Source organism: Pseudomonas sp. P7758, assembly GCF_013386485.1.
In the GTDB taxonomy this organism is placed as follows: domain Bacteria; phylum Pseudomonadota; class Gammaproteobacteria; order Pseudomonadales; family Pseudomonadaceae; genus Aquipseudomonas.
This window is the reverse complement of the sequence record NZ_JACARS010000031.1, coordinates 25,320-41,666: the sequence shown is the minus strand read 5'-3', so window position 1 is coordinate 41,666 and position 16,347 is coordinate 25,320. Positions and strand designations below refer to the sequence as shown.

At 61.3% G+C, this 16,347-nt stretch carries 14 protein-coding genes and 1 pseudogene; 4 read left to right on the top strand and 11 right to left on the bottom strand.

From position 1 onward, the window contains the following. Positions 1-48 precede the first annotated feature (48 nt). Positions 49-1,044, bottom strand: coding sequence for a succinylglutamate desuccinylase/aspartoacylase family protein (locus HX873_RS08385; protein ID WP_177122567.1), 996 nt, complete (start codon positions 1,042-1,044; stop codon positions 49-51). Positions 1,045-1,118: 74 nt separating this feature from the next. Between HX873_RS08385 and HX873_RS31745 the strand changes: the two are divergent. Continuing rightward, positions 1,119-1,631, top strand: a pseudogene (locus HX873_RS31745) (TetR family transcriptional regulator C-terminal domain-containing protein); the annotation flags it as partial. Here the strand turns inward: HX873_RS31745 and HX873_RS08380 are convergent. From HX873_RS08380 to HX873_RS08350, 7 genes are all read right to left on the bottom strand, one after another. Next, positions 1,587-2,585 carry a DMT family transporter gene (locus tag HX873_RS08380; protein WP_008433732.1) on the bottom strand — a complete coding sequence of 333 codons (999 nt, stop codon included), beginning with the start codon at positions 2,583-2,585 and terminating at the stop codon, positions 1,587-1,589. The pseudogene HX873_RS31745 and the gene HX873_RS08380 overlap by 45 nt on opposite strands. After that, on the bottom strand, positions 2,582-3,280 hold the full coding sequence (locus HX873_RS08375; RefSeq protein WP_003217050.1) for an ABC transporter permease: 699 nt from the start codon (positions 3,278-3,280) through the stop codon (positions 2,582-2,584). The genes HX873_RS08380 and HX873_RS08375 overlap by 4 nt, the downstream gene beginning before the upstream one ends. A gap of 7 nt (positions 3,281-3,287) precedes the next feature. Beyond that, on the bottom strand, positions 3,288-3,992 hold the full coding sequence (locus HX873_RS08370; protein WP_134326647.1) for an ABC transporter permease: 705 nt from the start codon (positions 3,990-3,992) through the stop codon (positions 3,288-3,290). Between the two features lie 165 nt (positions 3,993-4,157). Continuing rightward, positions 4,158-4,994 carry a transporter substrate-binding domain-containing protein gene (locus tag HX873_RS08365; protein WP_087692319.1) on the bottom strand — a complete coding sequence of 279 codons (837 nt, stop codon included), beginning with the start codon at positions 4,992-4,994 and terminating at the stop codon, positions 4,158-4,160. Between the two features lie 25 nt (positions 4,995-5,019). Then, positions 5,020-7,014, bottom strand: a complete 1,995-nt coding sequence (locus HX873_RS31955) for an aminotransferase class I/II-fold pyridoxal phosphate-dependent enzyme (RefSeq protein ID WP_177047942.1) — start codon at positions 7,012-7,014, stop codon at positions 5,020-5,022. A 103-nt stretch (positions 7,015-7,117) separates the two neighbouring features. Further along, a complete protein-coding gene (locus HX873_RS08355; RefSeq protein ID WP_102369106.1) occupies positions 7,118-7,909 on the bottom strand; it encodes a CDP-diacylglycerol diphosphatase in 792 nt (263 codons plus the stop codon). 70 nt (positions 7,910-7,979) lie between these two features. Further along, positions 7,980-8,963 (bottom strand): aldo/keto reductase, encoded by a 984-nt coding sequence (locus HX873_RS08350; RefSeq protein ID WP_177122566.1) that lies wholly within the window; start codon positions 8,961-8,963, stop codon positions 7,980-7,982. Positions 8,964-9,074: 111 nt separating this feature from the next. Between HX873_RS08350 and HX873_RS08345 the strand changes: the two genes are divergently transcribed. The 3 genes from HX873_RS08345 to HX873_RS08335 all read left to right on the top strand — a co-directional run bounded on the left by HX873_RS08345 (position 9,075) and on the right by HX873_RS08335 (position 15,324). Then, positions 9,075-9,986, top strand: a complete 912-nt coding sequence (locus HX873_RS08345) for a LysR family transcriptional regulator (protein WP_177122565.1) — start codon at positions 9,075-9,077, stop codon at positions 9,984-9,986. Positions 9,987-10,123: 137 nt separating this feature from the next. Next, positions 10,124-13,879 (top strand): hypothetical protein, encoded by a 3,756-nt coding sequence (locus HX873_RS08340; protein WP_256349590.1) that lies wholly within the window; start codon positions 10,124-10,126, stop codon positions 13,877-13,879. A 98-nt stretch (positions 13,880-13,977) separates the two neighbouring features. Then, positions 13,978-15,324: a sodium:proton antiporter gene (locus HX873_RS08335; protein ID WP_177122564.1), complete on the top strand. Its 1,347-nt coding sequence runs from the start codon at positions 13,978-13,980 to the stop codon at positions 15,322-15,324. A 3-nt stretch (positions 15,325-15,327) separates the two neighbouring features. Here HX873_RS08335 and HX873_RS08330 read toward each other — a convergent pair whose 3' ends face one another. The 3 genes from HX873_RS08330 to HX873_RS08320 all read right to left on the bottom strand — a co-directional run bounded on the left by HX873_RS08330 (position 15,328) and on the right by HX873_RS08320 (position 16,310). Then, positions 15,328-15,468, bottom strand: coding sequence for a hypothetical protein (locus tag HX873_RS08330; RefSeq protein ID WP_003217070.1), 141 nt, complete (start codon positions 15,466-15,468; stop codon positions 15,328-15,330). Positions 15,469-15,479: 11 nt separating this feature from the next. Continuing rightward, positions 15,480-15,692: a hypothetical protein gene (locus HX873_RS08325; protein WP_003217072.1), complete on the bottom strand. Its 213-nt coding sequence runs from the start codon at positions 15,690-15,692 to the stop codon at positions 15,480-15,482. A gap of 72 nt (positions 15,693-15,764) precedes the next feature. Further along, a complete protein-coding gene (locus HX873_RS08320) occupies positions 15,765-16,310 on the bottom strand; it encodes a hypothetical protein (protein ID WP_003217074.1) in 546 nt (181 codons plus the stop codon). Between the last annotated feature and the right edge of the window lie 37 nt (positions 16,311-16,347).

Sequence of the window (16,347 nt, the reverse complement as noted above, 5' to 3'; positions counted from 1 at the left end):
GCGGAACCAATACCAGCCATAACCGAAGAAACGGATATGTACTCCCGCCTAAGGATCCAACACCCCCCCGCTGTACCCCTCAGACAACCGCGTCCCGGTAAACTTGGCCACCACCGAACCCTGTGAAACCAGCCGCTCCCGATGCCCCGTCACCATCCGCCCGGTTTGCGCCGCATGCAGCACAACCTCAGAAGCCGGATCCCCAGGCCGCCGAATAATCCGCGCAAACCGCTCACCCTCTTCCACCTGTTCACCCAAACCTTTTTCAAACACCAACACCCCGGCACACGGCGCCAGGATGGTCTCCATACAGCCCATATCCACCAGTTGCCCGTGCCATTGCGCAATCACCGGCGCCTCATCAATCACCCCGCTGGCGCAGAGCCAAGCCCAGATCCCATCACCATCCTGCCCGGCCAGGGCATCACTCACATCCGCCTGCCCACGCAATTCAATCGTCGCCGCCAACCGCGGCTTCCCGTGATCAATGATGGTCTCCTCAAACGACCCATCACCGCCCTCGTCCCAGACAATCACCACATCCACCTGCAACGCCGCCGCCAATACCTGGCCCTCTGGCCAAAAGCTGCGGTGGATGTAGAGATATGGCAGGGCTTCATCATCGGTGTGCAGGTCCAGCACCAGGTCAGCATCGGCGGCCAGTTGCACCAGGCTTTTCTGCCATTGCGCCAGGTTGCTGGCCGGCCGCTCCATGGCCAATGAATGATCAAACGCCCGGTTGAAATTCTGCCCGGTGGCTTCGTGAAACCGCCCCAACAACCGCCCCTGGCGAAACTGGCCAATGCCAAACGGGTTGGCCTGGGGCACCACCGTCACCGTGCCCTTGAGCCGGCCCTGATCCTGGCAGGCCTGCAAACGCGGCAGCAGTTGATGCAACACCAGCATCCCGGCGATTTCATCGGCATGCACACCGGCCTGCAGGTGCACCCGAGGGCCGTCGCCGTCACCCTCGAAGCGCCAGGCGCCAATGTGCAGGGTGTTCCCGGAATCCCCGGGGACTTGCCACGAAAGGTCTTTTGCCATGCCGTTGCCCTCCTCTTGTTGGTTCTGCAGGTATATATTGAACACACGTTCAACCATGTATCTTCACCGAGGGTGTGCCTGTGGCCGAAGACCGTCGCGACCTGTTGATTGCCGCCACCCTCACCAGCCTCGCCCGTGACGGGCATGCCGGCATTTCCGTGCGGCGCATCGCCGCTGAAGCCGGGGTTTCGGTGGGGTTGCTCAATCACCATTTCGGCAGCATCGATGCACTGATCGCCGAGACCTACCACAAACTCGCCAGCGAACTGACCACCGCCCTGTGGCAGGAAGTCGACCAGGCCGTGGGCCCTGCCGCGCGGCTCGATGCATTCCTCGCCGGCTCGTTTTCCTCGCGGGTCATGGACCCGAAACTGTTGGGCGTCTGGGTGGTGTTCTGGAGCCTGATCCGCCACTCGAACCACGTGAATGACTCCCATGAAAAAAGCTACCGCGCCTACCTCGAACTGATCCGCCAGTTGCTCGACGACCTGGCCGAGAGCGAAGGCTTCGTGATCCACGACACGCGCCTGGCCGCCATCGGCTTATCGGCGATGCTCGACGGACTCTGGCTCGAGTGGTGCCTCAACCCCGGCACCTTCAGCCCCGCCAACGGGCTGCACATCTGCCGTTGCTGGATACAGGGGCTGCGTCACGGAGCATTCGGCGCCGACCACATCCTGTGACACCGGGTGCCGGGCGCTGAGCATGGCCAGGGTGCCGCTGATGGCGATCAGCACGGCGCCGAAAATCAGCGACACGTCCATCACCGTGCCCCAGACCAGGCTCGACAGCAGGAACGCCCAGATCAAACCGGTGTATTCAAACGGCGCCAGCAGCGTCGCCGTGGCCCGGCGGAAGCTCGCAAACAGCAGGAACTGGCCAATCCCGCCCACCAGCCCCGCGCCGAGCATGCCCAGCCATGCCGGGGTCGGCGATGGCGTGTGGGTCCAGGGCAGCGTCAGCGCCATGCAGATCACAAACACCACATTGGTGATCAGCATCTGCTCCAGCACCGAGGTGTTGTCGTCCACCTGGCGCAACTGGATATAGGTAAACGCCCAGCACAGTGCTGCCGCCAATGTCAGGGCGATTGGCAACGGATCGAGCATGTTGCTGGGGCGACAAGCGATCACCACGCCGACAAAGCCGATGATCAGCGAAATCCACTGGCCGCGACTGGCGCGCTCCTTGAGGATCAATGCCGCGAGCAACGTGACCATGATCGGTGCGGAAAAATACAGCGTGGTCATTTCCGCCAGGGTCAGGTCTCTGGCGGCGGTGTAGTACAGCAGCCAGGCCAGCAGCGACAGCAGGCCGCGGATGATCAACAGCTTGCGGCTGACCGAGTGCCAGGCACGCTTGAGCAAACCCATTCGCCCGGCGATCACGCACGCGGCGACCACCACCAGGCTGCGCCAGAACAGGATGGTGAACACTGAATAGTCGGCCACCAGCCATTTGATCCCGGCGTCCTGCAGCGCCAGGAACGCATAGGCCAGCGAGCACAGGGCAATCCCTTGCAACGAGCGATCGGTTTTCATCCGGCAGACCTGCGCAACGGTGTGCCGCGTCGCTCGGCAATGGCGTACAGGGCTTCAATCAAAAAGGTCAGGCACAGGTAGACCCCGGCCACCAGCAGCAGCGGCTGGTAGATCTGCAAGGTCTGGGCGCGTACCACGTTGGCGGCGCCAAGCAGGTCGACTACCGCAATGGTCGAGGCCAGCGCCGTGGACTTGAGCAGCATCACCGTCTCCCCCGCCAGGGTCGGCAGCAGCAGGCGCATGGCCCGTGGCAGGCGCACCCGCAACAGTGCCTGGCGTGGCGTCATGCCGAACGCCGAGGCGGCTTCCATTTCACCCTTGGGCACGGCCAGCAGCCCGCCGCGAATCACTTCACCGACGTACGCGCCCACCGACAACACCAGGGCGAACACGATGTACCAGTAACCGTCCCGCAGGAACGGCCAGAGGAAACTCCCGCGAATCATCGGGAACTGGGCAAACAGGCTGCCCAGGCCGTAATAGAAGATGTAGATCTGGATCAGCAACGGCGTGCCCCGCAGCACACTGGTGTAGCCCAGTGCGCAACGGGCCAGCCACTTGCGCCGGGACAGCCGCGCCAGCGCTACCAGCACCGCCAGGGCGAAGCCGAGCACTGCCGAGATCACCAGCAGCGACAGCGTCGTCTGCAAGCCCTTGGCGATCAGTCCTGCGTAATAACTTATCCACTCAGGCATGTGCGGCTCACTCGACAACCGGCATCCAGCGACGAATACGTCGCTCCAGGCGCCCGGACAGGTAGTTGGAGGCCAGTGTCACCAGGTAATACAAGGCGGCGGCCGTGAGGTAGAACAACAGGTAATGCCGGGTCGAGCCCGCCGCCTGTTTGGCGGTGTACAGCAGTTCGTTGGTGCCCACTACACTGATCAGCGCGCTGTCCTTGATCAGATTGATCCACAGGTTGGACATCCCCGCCAGGGCGTATGGCGCCATGATCGGCAGGGTCACCCGACGGAACAGGCCAAAGCCGCTCAAGCCAAACGCCCGCGCCGCTTCGATCTGGCCATGGGGAATCGCGAGGATCGCCGCGCGGAAAATCTCCGAGGCGTACGCGCCTTGCACCAGCCCCAGTACCAGGACCGCTACCAGCGGGCCGCTGATGTTGAACTGCGCAAACCCCAGCCACAGCATCAATGCGTTGAGGCCCATCGAGCCTGCGTAATACAGCAGCAGGATCAGCAGCAACTCGGGCACCGCGCGAAACACCGTGGTGTAGCCGCGCATCAGCATGGCTATCGGGCGCGGTGCACTGAGCTTGGCGCAGGCCACCACCAGGCCGATCAGCAGCCCCACCGCAAACGAGCCGGCGGAGATCTGCAGGGTCATCCATAACCCCTTGAGCAATGCGTTGCCCCAGCCTTGTTCGCTGAAGTTGAGTAGATCGAACATCGCGGCTCCCTATTTCGATGACACGCGGTGACCCTGTGGCGAGGGAGCTTGCTCCCGCTGGACTGCGTAGCAGGCCCATTGTTTGGGGGCGCTTCGCACCCCAGCGGGAGCAAGCTCCCTCGCCACAGCAAGCTCCCTCACCACAAAAACGCCCTCTCTAAAGGGTTAGTTTGTGTAGGGGCTGTCGCAGACTTTGCTCACATAGGCAGGCGTGTCGGCGCGTTTGCACGGGCTGACCGATACCCCAAACACGCTCTGGGACAGGTCGGCGTAGTCCTTGCTCACCAGCAACTCACCGATGGCCTTGTCGAGCCGGGCCTTGAGTTCGGTGTCTTCCTTGCGCAGACCGGCCCCCACGCCGCGGCCGATGATCGGGTCGTAAGGCACTTCGGCGATTTCGGCCAGGCCCTGGGCCTCAGGGGTCTTGACCATCATGGCGATGGCGACGCCGTCGGCCATCATCAGGTCGGTGCGCCCGGCAATCAGGTCGGCGTTGGCCGATTCCTGGGTATCGTAGTACTTCAGGTCAGCAATGTTCTCGTAGTACTTCTTCAGGTAGTTGGCGCTGACCGTGGAGATCTGCACGCCGATGATCTTGCCCTTCAGCCCTGCCGGCGAGACTTCGACCGTGGTGCCCTTGGGGCCGGCAATGCCCAGCAGCGAATCGTAGTAGGCGCGGCTGAACGCGATCTGTTTTTCGCGCTCTTCGGTGACCGACATCGAGGAGAAAATCACGTCGATTTTCTTCGCCAGCAGCGACGGAATAATCCCGTCCCAGGCCACTTCCTTGATCTGGCACTCAGCCTTCATCAAGCCGCAGAGCTTATGGATCAGGTCGACTTCAAAGCCCGTCCACTCACCATTGCCGCCCTTTACCGTGAACGGTGGGTAGGGTTCTGCCGCCACCGCGAACACAATGGGTTTCTCCGCCGCCAACGCAGTACCTGCCGCCAGCATCAACACAGCACTGCTCAACCACTTTGCCAATCGTTTGGATTTCATGATCTTGCCCCGTCTTTTTTTGGAGTTAGCGAGTTTGATGCGCGTTGACGAACTGCCGGCAACGTTCACTGCGTGGGTCGATAAACACCGAGTCCGGCGAGCCGGTTTCCTCGATCAGGCCTTGATGCAAAAACGCGACTTTGGATGACACATCCCGGGCGAACGCCATTTCATGGGTCACCAGGATCATGGTGCGGCCTTCTTCGGCCAGGGAGCGAATCACCCGCAGGACTTCGCCCACCAGCTCCGGGTCGAGGGCCGAGGTGGGTTCGTCGAACAGCATGACTTTGGGGCGCATGGCCAGGGCTCGGGCGATGGCCACCCGCTGCTGCTGGCCGCCGGAGAGGAACGCCGGGTATTCATTGCGCTTGGCGGCCAGGCCAACCCGGTCGAGCAAGGCTTCGGCGCGCTCGATGGCTTCGGCCCGGCTTTCGCGCAGCACCTGGATCGGCGCTTCGATCAGGTTCTCCAGCACAGTGCGATGGGGCCACAAGTTGAAGTTCTGGAACACCATGCCGAGTGTCGAGCGAATCCGCACCAGTTGCCTGGCGTCGGCCACCAGCGGTGCGCCGGGCCGGCCGTAGTTGAGCTTGATGCTTTCACCGTCGACGTGGATGCTGCCCTGGTCCGGCACTTCGAGCATGTTGATGCAGCGCAGCAAGGTACTTTTGCCCGAGCCGCTGGCGCCGATCAGCGAGATCACCTCGCCTTCGTGGGCGGTCAGGGAGATGCCCTTGAGCACCTCGATATTGCCAAAGCGTTTATGCAGGTCGAGCACCTCGATCATCTTCTTCGCAGCCACCGGCTGTACGCTGATGATTTTCGCCGCAGGCTCGATTCGCGGTTCTCCGGCGAGCTTGGCGACGAAGCGGCTGATACGTTCACAGGCTTCGGCCAGTCGCGCTTCACCCAGGGTAAACGACAGCCGCACAAACCCCTGGGCCGGTTCGCCGAAGGCCGCGGCATCCAGCACGGAAACCCCGGCTTCGCGGAACAGCCGCCAGGCGAAATCCAGGGAGCCGAGGCCGGTATCCCGCACATCCACCAACACGAACATGCCTGCCTGCGGGGCCCGCACGTGAATGCCCGGGCAACCGCCGAGGCCTGCTACCACCAGGTCGCGGCGGCGGCGGTAGGTTTCGCGCATGCCCTGGGTGACTTCATCGTGGGCCAGCACGGCGGCGGTCGCGGCTTCCATCACGAACCCCGGCAAGCCGTAGAGCATGCTCAATACCAGGGTTTCCGCGTGGGCCACCATCGCAGGCGCGGCGACGATCCAGCCGATGCGCCAGCCGGTCATGGCATGGGACTTGGACAGGCTGCCGATCACGATGCAGCGATCGGCCATGCCCGGCAACGCGGCCAGGCTATGGTATTCGCCATCGAACACCAGGCTTTCGTAGACCTCGTCCACCACTACCCACAGTTCATGCTCGATCGCCAGGTCGGCGATCACCTGCAATTCCTGAGGGTTGAGGACAACGCCGGTGGGATTGTTGGGGTTGGAGAAGAAGATCGCCCGGGTGCGAGGCGTAATGGCGGCAGCCAGCAGTGCCGGGTCGAGGCGAAAGCCCGAGTCGGCGGAACACGGCACCCGCACCAGCGTTGCGCCGCTGGCCTTGAGGGTCGCTTCGTAGGTGACGTACATCGGGTCGAGCACGATCACTTCATCACCGGCCTGCAACAGGCACAGCGAGGTGACGAACAAGGCGTTCTGCGCACCGGCCACGGTGATGACGTTTTCAGCGTCGAGCGGGCGAGCCAGGGACTGGCTGTAGCGCGCGGCGATGGCATCGCGCAGTGCCGGGCGGCCGGGGATTTCGGTGTAGTGGGTGTCGCCCTGGCGCAGGGCCTCGACGGCGGCGTCGGTGATGAACGAGGGTGTGGCGAAATCCGGATCGCCCACACTCAGGATGATGATGTCTTCGCCTTTGCTGCTGGCCTGGAAGGCGGCATGGTGGATGTCCCAGGCGGCTACGCCCTGCCCTGCAATTCGCTCGACAAAAGGTGAAAACCGCATGCCAGTGCCTCTCGTTCAATCAGAAAAAGCGCAAGCCCGCCTGTTACCAGGCAGGGGGTGCAGCCAACATAATTGAAACTGAACACTCGTTCAACGGCAAACTTCACCGGATGTCGTTAACAGCTAAAACAGGTCGTTGTGGTGGTTTGCCCATCAAGTTGCATTGGCGGTCCTGCAGTTCTTCGGCGGAGGCCAGGTTCCATTCCTTGAGCGTCAACCGCGTGGTCAACAGTACGAAGTTGCCGTTCGCCGCCGGTGCCAACAGCAAGCTGTAACTGGCCATGGCGTCGCCCTGGGCCTGCACGTAGTCATTCAGGATGGCCAATGGGTCGCGCAGGTCGAATTCCACCGCCGACAACGTACGGGCACTGTAGGTATGCCCCTGCAGTTTTACCGGCAGGGTTTGCCAGTGCTCGTCGAGGGTTGCCGCGCGTTCGTTGAGGGTGTTGAAAATGTCGGGGCGCAGGCAGGCGATATGAATGTGCAACTGGTTTTGCGTGCGGCCATACCGCGAGTTGATCGCCAGGGATACATAACGGTCGGCAATCGGCGTTTGCAGGCCGGCCGAGAGTACATCGTGGTGTTTCCAGGCCTGGGCAAAGTAATGCGGCAACAAGTCCCGGGCCAGCGCGACGTCTTCGATTCCGGTGACTTTATCGGTGGGGATCAGTAAGTCCTGGTACGGGCCGTTGAGGTCCTTGAGCAGCGCGAACCCCTTGTCCGGATCAACCTCGAGGCAGGGGCGCGGATTCTGGTGCTGGTTCTGGTCGGGCACGCATTGACGGCTGACGATCTGCCACAGCACATCGGGATTGCCGCGCCATTTCCAGGCGGCTGCCACCGCCACCACACACAGCAAACCACCCATGATCTTGAACAAGGGACCGCGCTTCATGCCAAAAACCTCAACGCCAAAGGAATGTCTTTTGTTGTTTTGCAGCTGCAAGACATCCCTGTCGCAAAGGTTAACGCTGGGCCGGGGCCATGAACTCCGGCCCTACCGGGTCTTTTATCGTGCTGGCCAGAATACGGTCGATATGTTGCAGGTCGTCGGCCGTGAGCTGCCAGCCGAACGCATCTTCAACGCCTTTGAGCTGCTCCGGCCGGCGGGCGCCCCACAGTGCAACCGTGGGGCCCTGGTCGAGCACCCAGCGCAACGCCAGGGCCAGCACAGACTTGCCGTGGCATTCGCGAGCGTACACGTCCAATGCTGCGACCGCCGCCAGGTACTGCTCAAAGCGTGGCGCCTTGAATTTCGGGTCGAGCTTGCGCACGTCATCCCCGGTAAAACCCGTGGCCGCGTGCATGCTGCCGCTCAACAAACCCCGGCACAGCGAACCGTAAGCCAAAACCACCAGTGAATTTTGCTTGGCGTACGGCAGGATATCGCTGTCGATCGCCCGCTCAAACAGATTGTAGGGCGGCTGCACGGTGTCCAGGTGCGTGTACTGGCGGAAATCGTCCATTTGCGCAGGCGAATAATTGCTCACCCCTACGGCAAGGATCTTGCCTTCACGGCGCAGTTTTTCCAGCTCGCCGGCGGTTTCCTCCTGAGCTACCAACGGGTCGGGCCAGTGAATCTGGTAGAGGTCGATGTAGTCGGTTTCGAGGCGCAGCAGTGAGTCTTCGATTTCCTTGCGGATACGTCGGGCCGTGGCATTGCGGCGCACCGTGCCGTCGTCCCATTGCAACCCGGCCTTGGTGGCGATCACCGCCGTGTGGCGTACACCGCGCAGGGCCCGGCCGATCAGTTCTTCCGACAGCCCAAGGCCGTAGACCGGCGCACTGTCGATAAAGTTGATGCCGCTGGCCAGCGCATGGCGAATGGTCTTGACCGAGACCTCATTATCGGCGCCGCCCCACATCGAGCTACCCATGGACCAGGTGCCCAGGGCAATCCGCGAGACGGCCTTGTCGATGCCCGGGATCTTGATGGTTTCGATACTCATGAAAAAGCCTCCGCCAGAAACAATCAGTAAAAAAACGATTACTCTAGATCATCCGTGGTTGAATCGGGCTCAACGCCGCGTGCAACCCAAACCCCATAAAAGGTGCTTGATATGGCTGCGTTCAACCGCTCCGAGTTGGCCGACCTGAATGTTTTCATGGCGATCATCCGTCGCCGCAGTTTCCGGCATGCTGCCAATGAACTTGGCGTCACCACCTCGGCCCTGAGCCACACCATGCGCAACCTGGAAACGCGCCTGGGGGTCAAGTTGCTGTATCGCACCAGCCGCGCCGTAGAGCCTACCGATGCCGGCGTGGTACTGGCGGAAAAACTCAGTGCCGGCTTTGCGACGATCCAGGACGGCCTCGACACCCTCGAACTGTACCGCGAGGCGCCGATTGGCCGCCTGCGCCTGAACGTACCCCGGGATGCCGCGGTGCTGCTGATTTCGCCGGTGCTCGGCGAGTTCACCCGCACCTACCCGCAACTGCGCCTGGACGTGATGATCGAGGACCGCATGCTCGACATTGTCGCAGAGGGCTACGACGCAGGAATCCGCTATGGCGCCACGGTGCCCCAGGACATGGTGGCCGTGCCGCTGACCGGCGAGCTGCGCTGGATCATGGTCGCCTCCCCGGTCTACCTCGCACAGGCAGGGACACCTGCAGTGCCCAGGGACTTGCTCACGCACTCCTGTGTACGCATGTACCTGGGCGACAAGACCACCTACAAATGGGAACTGGGCAATGGCGCACGCCAACAGCGGCTCGATGTGCCCGGCCACTTCAGCGCGGCCGACACCCAGACCATCGTTGATGCGGCCCTGCAAGGCGTGGGTATCGCCTACTGCCTGGAGAATCGCGTGCTGGCGGAACTGGCCGACGGGCGCCTGGTGGAAGTGCTGCCCGACTGGGCCTGCATCGGCGCGCCGCTGTGCATGTACTACCCCAGCCGGCGTCAGTCGCAGCCGGGATTGCGCCAGCTGATCGACATGATTCGGCTGAGGACCGCGGCGCACCCTTAGCATGGGCGCGTAAGACGCCGTATCAATCTGCATGCCAGTGGGATGGAATCGCTGAGGGGGCATTGGGTACGAAGAGTTACACCCGCTGGTGCGAAGCGCTGCTTGGGTGTACTCGATAAATTACCGGATCCCCTCCTATGACAATTGCTCCTACTCAGGCTACGGCTTCTTTCATTCCTTTGAACGCACCTGACAAGCCGCTTCCCCCGGCGCGGCTCCAGGCCGCAGCGCCGGAAAATGCCGCGCCAGGCTCCCCCGGGACCAGGATCCCCAGCCCGCGTGCCGATGCCGACGGTGAACTGGCAGGCCAGGTAGCCAGCGCGCTGCGTCAGGTCAAGGGCGACGGCCATGACGACGCGATCATGGTCGAGAACATTCCGCCGAACTCAACGTTCGGGCAGTGGTGGTCGCAGTTGGGGCGTGCCATGGAGTCCCCGCAAGTCCGTGACTGGATGAGGGAAAACGGGATAAACCCCAATTCAGTGATGATTGACCCCAATACCGGGAAGATCACCTACCAGCGCAGGCCCTCCGCCGCCGCGCAACCCAACGGCCCCGATGACAAAGGCTGGGCGCAGGTGGGCGCACAGGTCAGGGACGCCGCACGCGTTATCGGCGACGGTAACCCGATCCCCTTCAAACCGCCGCTCTCCCAAAACAGCAACAGTGCCCCCCTGTGGTTGGTGAGCCAATTCTACAAAGAGCAAGAACATATCCTGCCGGATCATGCCCACGAGCGTGCAGATGAGTTGGCGCGCGACAAAGCTTTTACCGGCGTGAGCGGCCCGCGTTTTGCGGACCTGCACGAAACCCGTGGTGAGGATGAGGTTGAACGCCAGAAAGCCCTGGTGGGCAATACCCAGACGCTGAACACCGTGGGGCGTGAACTCAATTACCTGCTTGAGCGGATTCGATCGGGCAGCATTGGGAGCGGTGACGTTCTCGACTACCTGCAAAAGAATAAAGTCGAGCTTCACCCGGACAGCGCTTACCGCCAGGTCGGGAGCACCGACTCAGGGAGCACCATTAGCCTCAAGGAATTCCTTGAGATCAATGGCTGGGACGTGCCAACCACGCCAGAGGAGGTGGAGAACCTGACGAATTATCTGCTCAGGCCTGAACTCCAGACGCCGCTCCATGGCAACTATGGCGGTGCGCTGGAATGGCAGCCCCCGCTTGCGCCCGAGGCGGCGAATCAGCTGCGGTCCGACCTGCGCCGCGGCAAGATCGGCGACGTTGATTTGAACGGCGCCAGGAACGTAGTGGAATACCTCATGCAGGGCAAGTCGTTCACGCCTTCCGAGCTGGCTGACCCGCAGCGGGTGCTCGACTCGCTGATCCGCTCCCCCAAGGGCAAGGCGTTGGGCGAGGCCCTCCAGGCAAAATTTGACGCGCAGTCCATCAAAGGCAGTGCCACTGATTGGCTGTTGGCAGCCATGAGTGTGGACAAAGACAACTCGTTCCGCGCGACAGACCCCAGGTCCAGGCATCACATCGCCGGTTTTGCCGTGACCGGGAACAGTACCTGGGGCAAACCCGCATCCGGTATCGTCAGCCGGTTGGCCGAACATCTTGTCAGCACCGGCAAGGCATCGTCACCCGAGGCAGCGGCGCTACAAGCGCATCTGCTGCTCTCCACCCGCGCTCCGGAGTTCCTGGTTAAAGACATCCCGGACCAGGTCACCCCGGGTTCACATAGTTGGGTCAGTTTTGTCACCGCGGTAGAACGCATCGAAGCGCAGTCTCCGGGTTCAACCGCAGGGATGTCCTATGGGCAGGTCATGCTCCACGCTGAGGTCGCGCCGGTCTCCGCCCAGGAGCGTTATGTCGAATATGCCGCCCAGCAAGAGGCGCTCAAGGATTGGGGAAGCGCGAACGGTATGCCGTATCCGGTGACCGAAGGCCAAATGAATGATGTACGCGATGCATTCGATGCGCAGATCACCGAACTGAGCGCGGCCAGTCAAACACAGAGCATGCCGATGCCATTACGCAAGGAAATGGCCCTGGAGCAATTGCGCAAAGCCCTGCCGGGCATGGATACGGCAACCCTGGAAGACAAGAGCATCACGCTGGAACCCGCCCATAGCGATTTCCCGGGGCCTTATTCGATCCTCGACTTGTATATGAAGGACGCGCTTCACCATCGACCTGGCGTCGAAGAACCACCGGCCGTAGGGGTACTTGGAATTGGGCCCCCGCCCCCCGCTGACAATCATTGGGTGACCTCATCCAGTACGTTGAACCTCAGCGAGGTGCTGGAAAAAACCAAAGACCTGCCAAGTATGCCGAACGTGTTTCAGGACGCGTTCGGGGAATACGCCGACGGCATCGAAAAAAGCGTCGCGGCCCAGGTGAAGTGGATGGTTTCGCGGCTCCCTGAAGAAGACCGTAAAAACCTGGAATACGGCGAAATCACAGTGGTCAGGGAAGTCGACGTCGATAAGGACAACTTTGGCAAGGAAACCCGCAAGCGGGTGCCCGAAGACAATTGCCTGCTGGTGAAAACCAGGCGCAAAAACCAGGTGCACACCTACGAAATCAATCTCAGGACCGCGAAGATTACCGAGCGTACGGACCTGGGTGACTTCACGGCAGGCAAACAACCTTCCAACCACACCCATTACCATAAAGACCTGGAAGAAGTCATACCTTCGGGCGAGTACGCACCCGGGTTGACGGATGAAAAAATCCAGGCCGCCAACCCCAAGAGCTTTGGCAGTGCCCGAACGTCTTATATTGCCGATGCCATGGTGACGGATGTTGATATCCGGTCATTCAAAAAAGAGGCCGAGGGGGTCACCACGCTGGATACCGAGGTTCCCTTTTACAAGAAAGTCAATGAATTCCTCCTCAACCTGATCCCCTTGAGGTCGGCAATCGTCAACTTTCAAAACGGCAACATCGGCGAAGGTGTCGGCGACCTGGCCTTGGATATATTTGGGTTTGCCGTGGGCCTCGGTGCGGCAGCCAGGGGGGCCAAGGCCGTGGCCGCCGGCGCATCGGCTTTCAGCAAGTTCGCCCAGGGCGCGAAGATTGTCGGGCGCGCGGCGCTGGGGAGTTTCAATCCGTTGAGCGGGGCAGATAATCTGGCCCGGAGTGCATTGAAGCTGGGGCGCACCACGCTTGCCGCTGGACGTAACGGCGTCAATCATCTGCGTGGCGCCTTGCGCAGTGTCGACCTGACGTCACTGGCGAAAAAGCCCGGCATTGCCGAAGGCACTTACAAGGCGGCCAATGCGACCGAAGAAGCCAAGGTGTTTGCGAAGTTTGATGACGCCACCGGTAATTGGCACGCCTTGAATGTGAAAACCAGACAGCCCTTTGGCGAGCCGCTGGAAAATTTCAAAGCTGACGCCGTGCCGGTAGAAGCGCTTCGCGACAAACTGGAGAAGCTCCATGCCAAAACGGGATACACCGGGACAATCTGCTACGAAAAAACCATGTTCGTCGGGATGGCAGACAATGCACTCCCGTTGAAAACTCGCGAGGCCGTGCTGGGCAGTGTGGTCAGGAGCGGGGATTCCAATTACACGCAACGCTACAAGGATCTGATGGGTATTACTGCCGAGAATACCAGCGCCGTATTCAGGCCCGCGGACATTACCGAATCAGGCGTTATCAATTTCATGAGCAATAGAGCAGACGGCAATATCGTACACACCGCCTATATTCAAAAGAGCAGTGATGGAAAGCTCTATATCTACAACACCAACCAAGCCGGCCTGGACAAAGCCATGTTCGATGCCACTGGCACTCTTGATCAATCGGTCGGTGCAACGGTATTCAGTCTTGATAATGACGGGCTGCAAAAGTTTCTCGACTCGGGGTTCACCTTCTCCTTCACCCCAAACAGCACCCTCAATGCCAACGTAACACGCCTGGCGACCTGACAAACCGCGCATTGCCCGAGCAGGCAATGCGCGTTTTTTGAACCTCTCTCTCCCGGCAAACCTCAAACGTTCACACAGACCATGCCCGGGACTATTCAATGACCTTCATCCTATGGATGGCCGTACTGGGCGCGGTGTTGCTCACCCTCGCCCTCACCTCCTCCTACCTGCGCTGGATGCCGGTCACCACCTCGGCGGTGTGCCTGTTGCTCGGCGTGTGTATCGGCCCGTTGGGCATGGACCTGCTGCATCTGGACATCAAGGCCTCGGCCAGTTGGATGGAACACCTGACGGAAGTCGCGGTGCTGTTTTCGCTGTTCGTCAGCGGGCTGAAACTGCGCCTGCCCCTCAAGCACCGAACCTGGCGCATTGCGTTTGGCATGGCCGGGCCGGTGATGCTCTTGACCATCCTCGGGACGTGCCTGGTGCTGCATTGGCTGCTGGGGTTGTCGTGGGGGGTTTCACTGCTGGTGGGGGCGATTCTTGCGCCCACCGACCCGGTGCTCGCGGGCCTGGTGCAGGTCAATAACGCGCAGGATTATGACGCGCTGCGCTTCGGTCTTTCCGGTGAGGCAGGCTTGAACGACGGCACGGCCTTCCCGTTCGTGATCTTTGCGCTGTTTTTCATGCAGCACGGCGGGTTCGACGGTGACTGGCTGGGCGGCTGGGTGCTGAAAAACCTGCTCTGGGCCGTACCTGCCGGGTTGCTCGTGGGCTACTGGATGGGGCGTGGCATCGGTCGCGTCACCCTGAAGATGCGTATCACCAATGCCGACAGCACCCTGTCACCGAATGACTACCTGACGCTGGCCCTGATCGCCCTCGCCTATGTGGTGGCCGAAGCCATCGGCGGCTACGGCTTCCTGTCGGTATTTGCCGCCGGCCTGGGGCTGCGCCAGGCCGAGTTCAAGTCCACCGGCAACTCACAAACCCCGGCGGAACATCTGGCACAGCCGGTGGTTGGCCACATGGAAGTTGAGCCGGAGCATGCGTTGCATGGCGATGTCGGGCAACTGCAGGACACGCAGATCGCCGCCGGGGTAATGATGGGCGACATGCTCGCCTTTGGTGGGCTGGTGGAGCGTTCGATGGAAGTGTTCCTGGTGACCTTGCTGGGCGTGGTGCTGGTCAGCCATTGGGACTGGCGGGCCCTGGCGGTGGGGGCGGTGCTGTTTTGTGTGATTCGCCCCCTCAGCGTGCTGTCGATACCCTGGGGCAGCTTGCTGAATCGCCATCAGCGCGGGCTGGTGGGCTGGTTCGGGATTCGCGGGATCGGCAGCATCTACTACCTGTTCTATGCCATCAACCACGGGCTGGTGGGCACCAGCAGCGCGGTCGCGGTGAACCTGACGCTGTCAGTCATTGCCCTGAGCATCGTCGTTCATGGTCTCAGCACGCAGCCGATGCTGGCGTGGTATGAACGACGTGCCCAGGCACAACAATGACGTCTACTCCTGGTTTTCAGTGTTGCCGACGTCAGCGGCATCATCCAGGTCGTTAAGCGGTACTTCGGCATCATCCATCAATGAACCCGGATCTTCATTGCCCGGGTCATTGAGTTCATCGTCTTCGTCTATTTCAACTGACATCACCGTCTCCTCTAACCGCCTTGGGTATCGATATCGGCATCGGTTTCAGGCTTTGGCTCGCGCTCGGGCTTGAAGTCTGGACTGTAGTCGTTTTCCTTGGCCTTGGGGTCGCTGGCAGGCTTGGGGTCTTTTGGCGCGTCGGCCGCGGTGCCGGGGGCCGGTTCGCCGCGGTCGATGGCGGGATCGTTACGATTGCTGGTTTGCGGGTCGTTGTCTGTGCTCATGGCTCACCTCTGTTGGAAAACGCAGACTGCGTAAAGGTAAGGTCCCGTGCGGGTCGGTGAAGTTCCAATTGCTTATGAGCCGGGATTGTCCACCTGGATGTAAAACGCGTAGGCCCCCAGCATCACCCAGAACACCATGAACAGCCAGGGCGCGCGCATCGAGAACAACAGCGACTTGCGATAGCCCTTGTGGGACGACTCCATCTCACTGAACAGTGGCGACTCATCGTAGGCCAGGCCCATCACCGGCTCGCTGCGCAGCAGTTCGCTCTGCTTGTAATGCCAGTGGTCGATGATTTCGTAGGCCGCCCGAATCCCCGGCCAGGCGTTGAGGGAACTGAGAATGCCCAGGGTCGCCAGGAACACGGGCACCACCAGGGTGAACAGCTTGCCCCATTCGGGGTTCAGGTTGCCCATGCCGGACACGAAGGCGATCACCAGGAATGACTGGGCCGTGAGGTAGGCGTCGGTGCGGTTGGCCAGGATGCTGGTTTCGTACTGGATTTCACGCCGGTAAAAGTCGAGACGGTCCTTGGGCGAACCGAAAATCTTGGCGTTGTGTTCGCTGTGGTCGGTCAGGCTCGATTCCGGGGTGTCGGGTGAGATGATTCTGGGCACATCCGTGCTCCGTGCTGGCATTTGAAGCAGTTTAGAA